Source organism: Paenibacillus sp. 01T422 (genome assembly GCF_056398785.1).
In genome coordinates this window covers 1-6736 of sequence record NZ_JBFTQB010000431.1, presented here as the reverse complement: position 1 = coordinate 6736, position 6736 = coordinate 1, and the positions used below count along the sequence as shown (strand labels likewise).

The following is a 6736-nucleotide window of genomic DNA, read 5'->3' as shown; positions in this document are numbered from 1 at the left end:
GATTCATCGAGAATCGCCTCTAATGATTTTTGATTCACAACGATTTCATCAATGGTCCCGACACGCATGGAGGCGGCAAATTCACTCAGTTTAATCAACCTTTTCGTTGCACTTCGCGAGCGGATGCGGCCTGGCGCTCCAACCATGATATAGGAAGCCGTTCCCATCGAACCCGGTATCAGCGCGGGGTGCCCTGTGTGCATGTAAGGCTGCGGATTATCCGGGTGTCCTGCGGGAAGCGAACGCGTTGCCCCTTTGCGATGTACAAAGTAGGACTCGCCCTCATGTTTCTCCTCCCAGGCATAGTTATGCATGAGATCGTACAAGGTCGTCATTTCAAACTTTGAGCCAAACACATCTTTACCAGCCTCACGAATCGCATAAGCGATGAGATGGCGATTCACAACGGCATAATTCAGCGCTGAGTACATCAAATTAACATAGGTCTGCGCTACCGAATGCTCAAGTGGTGCAAAAAGCAGCTTCGGATCAGCAGTTCCTAATCCCAGCGTCCGCATGGCCTTCACCATGTCGCTGCTGCTTACTTGGCTAACAGAACCACCCCAAGCGCGTGATCCAGAATGGATCATAACCACGACTTGACCGTCAAACAGGCCCCACGCTTCCGCAACCTCGCGGTTCTCTTCGTGGATCTCAATCGCTTGTATTTCGGCAAAATGATTCCCATTGCCCAGTGTGCCAAGCTGTCGATGCGAACGATGCCAGATGGCATTCGGGAAGCGATTCAACACATTTTCATCCAATGCAAATTTGCTGCTCTCAACATGTGTAAGGGAAGTCGCCTTCCTTGGCGTATAGCCATCCGGGATATATTTTTTCGGCAAGCCGTGCAGACCTTTGGTCACAACATGCTCCAAACGAACATCAGAGAAGTGACCACGTGCGTGATCTTCCACAGGCAAGTATTTCTCAATGGTCTTCACCAGCTTGCGACGCAGCTTCACATCTTTGAGCTCATCCTTATGCACATTCGTCATATGCACTCTCATGCCGCAGCCGATATCACTGCCGACAATCGACGGCGACACATAACCATCGTGGGTATGCCACGCCGCCGTTGTACCGATGCAAGTACCTACACCGACATGGACGTCTGGCGTGTAACTCATAAATTTTTGATTCGGGATCTGCAAATTGTTGTTAGCCATCTGAAAAATTTGATAATCTAACGTTTTAAACAGCTCAGGCGCTGCATAAACATGGACAACCCCCGAAGGGAGCTGAACCTGTTGGACATAATTTTCTTTCATTCAATATTATCCTCTCTATGAACCCCAAGCCTCCTTCAGTGCATCTCGGAACAAACCATCTAAAGCCTGATCCTGCTTTTCTCCAGAGACTGAAATGTGTTTGGCGGTTTCTTCAAAATCACTATCCTTGGACGGAAATCCCCACGCCCTGCTGCCAGACTCGCAAGCATATAAGATCCGAACGCCCTCTTCTTGTTCGATTTGTTTCAGTTCTGCCTGTATTTTGAAGCCACTCCACAGAGGACTTACGTATTCGTCACAAACCCGGCTGAGACCGAAGGTATGTTTCTTAATTCAATTGTCAGTTTACAGATAGAAATTTGATTGCGAATCATATCGTCGGCCTCCTTTCCATTCATTTACAAACATCATACGAGCCAAACCTACATCACGTCAATCACCCTGAGGCGGAAAGATTAGTTATACTTATTTGTCTAAACCCCTTTGATCCCAACCATAGGCTTACAAGTCGCCACAACATCGGCAAGGGCAGCGCCAACCACACTATCAATAATCTGATCCACATCCTTATAGGCTTGCGGACACTCATCCAGGATCGTTTGCAAGGAACGATGGTTCACTAGTATCTCTTCCTCTGTACCAACTTTGAGCGATTGCGCAAACTCATCGACCGTGACCAGCTCTTTCGTTGCTCTTCGTGATCTTGCTCTACCAGCGCCATGGCAGATGGAGTAAAAGTTCTTGAGCCCTTCCTCTCGCCCCACCATGATAAAAGAGGAGGTACCCATCGAGCCGGGAATCAAGGCCGGATGACCAGTTGCTTTGTACGCAGCTGTATTTAGGAAATGTCCGGCTGGCAGCGCCCTTGTGGCACCCTTGCGGTGAACAAGCATCGGCTGATTGCGATGAAATTCCTTTAGCGCATAGTTATGCATGAGATCGTAGAGCACGGGCAGCTCTTCCTTTTCTCCAAAAACCTCCCTGAATGCTTCACGCACACCGAAGGCAATCATATGCCGGTTACTAACAGCAAAGTTTAGAGCTGAATACATCAGATTTAAGTACGTTTGTCCTTCAACGCTCGAAATTGGGGCATACAAGAGATTCCGGTCAGGATTTTCAATCCCCCAACTTTGCATCGCTTCTCTGAAAACTTTGGTAAACTCTTGGCCTAATTTAGCCCCCCATGCGCGAGAACCGGAGTGGATCATGACGACTACCTGACCATTGAATAATCCCCATTGTGCTGCCAGCTGCTGATGCTTTTCCGCTATCTCCAAATATTGAATCTCGATAAAATGATTTCCTCCGCCTAACGTCCCTAGCTGGCCATGCGCATATTTGCCGATTTTTGCAGGCAATTTTGCAAGGTAAGTATGGTCGAACTGGAAAGTAGATTCCTCGACATGCGTCATCCACCGTTCACTCGGAATATACGATTCTGGCAGTCCTTTCAACCCATGTTTCACGACTTCCATAATGTCAATGTCCGCGTAATTCGTGTTCGTGCGCTCATTGGTCGGCACATACTTCTCAATAGCTTTGATCAATTCCCGGCGAACGCCTTTGTCTTGTATATCTTTTTTGTGCAGTGACGTCGTATGAACACGCATCCCGCAGCCGATATCCACACCCACAATGGAGGGGGAAACGAAGCCGTCTTTTAGACTCCAAACAGCCGTTGTTCCGATGCACGTTCCAATCCCCACGTGGGCATCCGGCGTGTAGCTCATATGCATATTTCGGGGAATCCGCAGGTTGTTGTCCGCCATTTCATAGACACGATTTTCAAAGGATTGAAACACTTCGTTGTTAGCAAAAACGTGAAGGCGACCATGAGCCAACTCCATTTCATAATGATTGTTGCCGTGATGATTCATTTTCATTTCCATCTCGTTTCTCCTCCGTTTGTCTTCTACAGCTATCTTCGCTTATTTAGGATGAGGTGAACATGGCGAAAGTATGACGACAGCTGAAAACTTTTCCATTTTCTCCTAAACGCAGCCCTGCTACAATAAGATCAGGTTAGAGGAAGAGCGAGGGGATTGTGTGGCTAGGGAAAGCTTCGATAAAGAAGTCCAGTTTCTGCGGATGTTCGTGCTGACAAGTGGGGCGTACAGCCGACAGCAATTTGCGGAGAGGCTCGGAATTTCGGTACATACCTTTGATAAAACATTACGCCGATTAAAAGAAATCATCTCGCGCGTGTATCAGCAAGCACCAGATGCGCAGCGGAAAGAATTCTCTGATATGATGCGCTACAGCTATTTCGATTCAACAGATCCCATGCTGCTGTTCTTATTTCGGGCCAAATCACTGAAAGAGTCGGAGAGTCAACGGATCGCTGCGCTGCTAGCCGCTTTGAACGAGCAGCCTTTGACTGCGATTGAGCTGCTTGACGCTTGCAGTAAAAGCATCCCCAGCGAGGCATCTCTTCCGGATGAGAAAACCATTCGAAACGATCTGAAATATCTGGAGGAAGTCGGCGTCATTACGAAAACCTCAGGGTCACGCCCCTATCGATACCGTATACATAATGCGTTCATAGACGAGCTTTCCCAAGATGAGCTTACGGATCTCTATGATTTTATTGATGTTATGGCCAATACCCAGGTGCCTTCTGTACAAGGCTATTTGCTACGTGACGGACTTAAAAAGCATATGAATCGGAACTCGGCCGAACTAACGGCTGTAGAGCCATTTCTGTATAAATATCAGTACTACTCCCGGATTCTAGACGAAGCCCATTTGTCCAGATTGTTGTCTGCGATCACTCAGCGCCGCAAGATCCAATTTCTTTATTTTTCACCCAAAAATGGCCAATCCTACGCTTCAAAAAATACGAATCCCTTATTCGAGCGGGAAATGGAAGGTAAGCTGCAGAAGGCGCTGCCGCTGCAAATCGTGTACGATCACCAGTATGGACGATGGTATTTGCTGGCCCACGATTCGCGGCATGGCATCCGTAAATTCCGGATCGAAGGGATGACACAGATTGAGCATGATGAGCTGGTCGATGCCTCATTTTTTAATGAGAGAAAGTTGGATTTAGAGGAGCGAATCAAGCTAAGCTGGGTCATAGACACAGGGAGTGCCGTCACGGTAAAAGTACGCTTCTACAACCCAGGCCGATCTGGACCGAATTTCATCAAAGAGCGCGTGCTTCTCCAAGGACAATGGGGAGAAATCACGGAGGAGCTGGAAGATTCGTTCGTATACGAAATCACCGTGAATGGCACTACGGAAATAAAGCCTTGGATTCGAAGCTTTGGATCGAGCTGTGAGGTGCTAGAACCTAGTGAATTCCGGCAGGAGATGATTGCGGAGTGGAAGGAGTTATCAGGCTATTATGAACCTGTTCGAGAAAATATTTAACTATGATATGATCATGCGATTGGAGAACTCAGGCACGTTCATGGTGACTTCCGTGGAGCGGTCATGGTTAAAAACAATGCTGAGCCACCGTGCTGCCTTGCATGCTTTCACACCAGCAACCTTGGAGAAACTTCAACGGGTAATGGATGTAGAACCTGCCTTGGATTTGTCCGAAGCATTCACAGAGAAGGCACGGAGCAAAGAAAAACATGTGTTTCATCCGCAGCTGCGCACACTCCGCCGAGTGATTACACGACAAGGTGCCATCAGACTTACTTACCGCGTGAAGGATGAGCGTATTTTGGTTAATGAAATGGCTTTTCCCTATAAACTCGAATATTCTCAGGTCAAAAAAGACTGGTACTTGCTCTGGTATCATCTCAGACACCGCGCCATGATGAGCTCAAAGCTGGACAATATCGAAGCCATTCATGATCTGCCATTCTCCCCTGACCGTGCTGCCGAGGTACAAGTACAAATCGAAAAGTTGCTGAAAAAACGTCACATCCATGCAACCATCGCCGTCATTAAATCATACAATCGAGAATTGTCACGGATTCTATATGCGTTCTCTTGCTTCGAGAAGCAGGTCGATTATGACGACAAAGAAGGTACGTATACAATTCGGTTAACGTATCTCAACAATGAAGCTGAATATGTGCTAAGCAAGCTGCGCTTCCTCGGCAAACGGGTGCGCGTCACGCATGGCGAGCACTTGCAACGGAGGATGCTGGAGTCCGCTCAGAAGGCTTTGGCTAGGTATGAGACGCCAGCTGGAATGGAATCTGCTGAGGATGTGGCGGGAGCGGACCTGTGAGAGTAAGCAGGAGGAAGAACGTGCGGATGCCAAACGCTGGAGGATGCGGGATCGATGTAAAACATCGTTCCCTGCCGCATGCGCAGGGATGCTGAAGAGGCTGTCCCAAACTCTTTGGGACAGCCTCATTGTGGGCAGACCTATTAGCCTTTGCCGATCCAGTCGACTTCGGCGATCTCCTGCCATCTTTTACGAATAGTCGCATAAGCTTCTTCCGGTAAATTTCCTCGTTCCAGCAGCTTCGCATTTTCCAGCCAGCGCCCCGGATTAGCCGTGCCGACAATAGCGGTGTGGACACCTGGTACAGACAGCGTGAAACGCAGAGCAACTTCAATAGATTCCTGCAGTTCCGTCTGCAAGAAATCGTATTTCAGCTGCTGCAAACGATCCCAATAAGCGTGATGATAGGCACTTTCCGGTTTCTCACCTGTTTTCCATGCTGCATTGGCAATCGGGCGCTTGACAACCACACCCATGCCTCTTTCGATAGCTTCCGGAATGGTAAGCTCGATAGCTTCCTGATCGGCAATATTGATCGAAGTCTCCAGCGAGTCGAATAAGCCGGATTGAACCGCATACTCAGCCGCTTTGTGATCACCGCTGTAGCCTATGAAACGCGTTTTCCCTTGCTCCTTCGCGCGCTGCAAAACCTCTATCACTTCGCCTCGCCGAAGTAATTCCTCCGAGCAGCTGTGCAAATGAATCACGTCGATATAGTCTGTGTTCAGACGTTTTAAGCTGCGGTCTATGCTCAGTTCCAGCATCTTAGGGTCCCAATCAGGGAGGTCAAACCCAGATGCATGGCCGCATTTGGTGAATAAATAGTAGTCATCTCGACGGTGCGATACCGTCTTCCCGATTAACTCTTCGCTGACGTTGTAGCATTCAGCCGTATCGATCACATTTAAACCAGCATCTAGCGCACTGCCTAGAAGCTTGTCCACGTCTTCCATTGAAGCCGAGGAAAAGCCGATTTCAGCACCGCCAAAGCCTAGAACGCTAACCTGCATGCCTGTTTTACCATAAAGACGCTTTTCCATGATAGCTATTCTCCTTTGAAGAGATTTCGTCTTATTACTTCGTCATGATTGCTTCCACGCGCTCTAAAACATCAGTAGATAATATAATATCCGAAGCTTTCACGTTGTCCTCAACCTGTGCAGGACGGCTCGCACCTACTAAGGCACTAGAAACATTCGGTTGACGCAAGATCCAAGCAAGCGCTAGGTTCCCAATAGAAACGTTTAAATCTGCAGCAACGGCTTCAAGCTGTTGAACTTTGGCGATATTTTCCTCGGTCAAACCTTTGCGG

At 48.2% G+C, this 6736-nt stretch carries 6 protein-coding genes and 1 pseudogene; 2 read left to right on the top strand and 5 right to left on the bottom strand.

What is annotated here, in order from left to right:
- From AC1DUA_RS22210 to AC1DUA_RS22200, 3 genes and pseudogenes are all read right to left on the bottom strand, one after another.
- On the bottom strand, positions 1–1271 hold a 1271-nt coding region (locus AC1DUA_RS22210), incomplete at its 3' end, for an RtcB family protein (RefSeq protein ID WP_477501845.1).
- Between the two features lie 111 nt (positions 1272–1382).
- A pseudogene (locus tag AC1DUA_RS22205) lies at positions 1383–1511 on the bottom strand (DNA polymerase beta superfamily protein); the annotation flags it as partial.
- A gap of 194 nt (positions 1512–1705) precedes the next feature.
- Positions 1706–3118 (bottom strand): RtcB family protein, encoded by a 1413-nt coding sequence (locus AC1DUA_RS22200; protein WP_477501846.1) that lies wholly within the window; start codon positions 3116–3118, stop codon positions 1706–1708.
- A gap of 163 nt (positions 3119–3281) precedes the next feature.
- Here AC1DUA_RS22200 and AC1DUA_RS22195 point away from each other — a divergent pair, with 163 nt between their 5' ends.
- Together AC1DUA_RS22195 and AC1DUA_RS22190 are read left to right on the top strand one after the other, a co-directional pair.
- Positions 3282–4607 carry a helix-turn-helix transcriptional regulator gene (locus AC1DUA_RS22195; RefSeq protein ID WP_477501844.1) on the top strand — a complete coding sequence of 442 codons (1326 nt, stop codon included), beginning with the start codon at positions 3282–3284 and terminating at the stop codon, positions 4605–4607.
- Positions 4582–5424 carry a WYL domain-containing protein gene (locus tag AC1DUA_RS22190; RefSeq protein ID WP_477501843.1) on the top strand — a complete coding sequence of 281 codons (843 nt, stop codon included), beginning with the start codon at positions 4582–4584 and terminating at the stop codon, positions 5422–5424. The genes AC1DUA_RS22195 and AC1DUA_RS22190 overlap by 26 nt, the downstream gene beginning before the upstream one ends.
- 143 nt (positions 5425–5567) lie before the next feature.
- Here AC1DUA_RS22190 and AC1DUA_RS22185 read toward each other — a convergent pair whose 3' ends face one another.
- Together AC1DUA_RS22185 and AC1DUA_RS22180 are read right to left on the bottom strand one after the other, a co-directional pair.
- Entirely contained in the window at positions 5568–6464 is an 897-nt protein-coding gene (locus AC1DUA_RS22185) for an aldo/keto reductase (RefSeq protein WP_477501842.1), read from the bottom strand.
- Positions 6465–6498: 34 nt separating this feature from the next.
- Positions 6499–6736 (bottom strand): aldo/keto reductase (locus AC1DUA_RS22180; RefSeq protein ID WP_477501841.1); only part of this gene is annotated, 238 nt, incomplete at its 5' end.

Excerpts from the sequence above, each read along its gene's own strand:
- AC1DUA_RS22200 (WP_477501846.1), bottom strand. The coding sequence starts at position 3,118 with ATGAAAATGAATCATCACGGCAACAATCATTATGAAATGGAGTTGGCT.
- AC1DUA_RS22190 (WP_477501843.1), top strand. The coding sequence starts at position 4,582 with ATGAACCTGTTCGAGAAAATATTTAACTATGATATGATCATGCGATTG.
- AC1DUA_RS22185 (WP_477501842.1), bottom strand. The coding sequence starts at position 6,464 with ATGGAAAAGCGTCTTTATGGTAAAACAGGCATGCAGGTTAGCGTTCTA.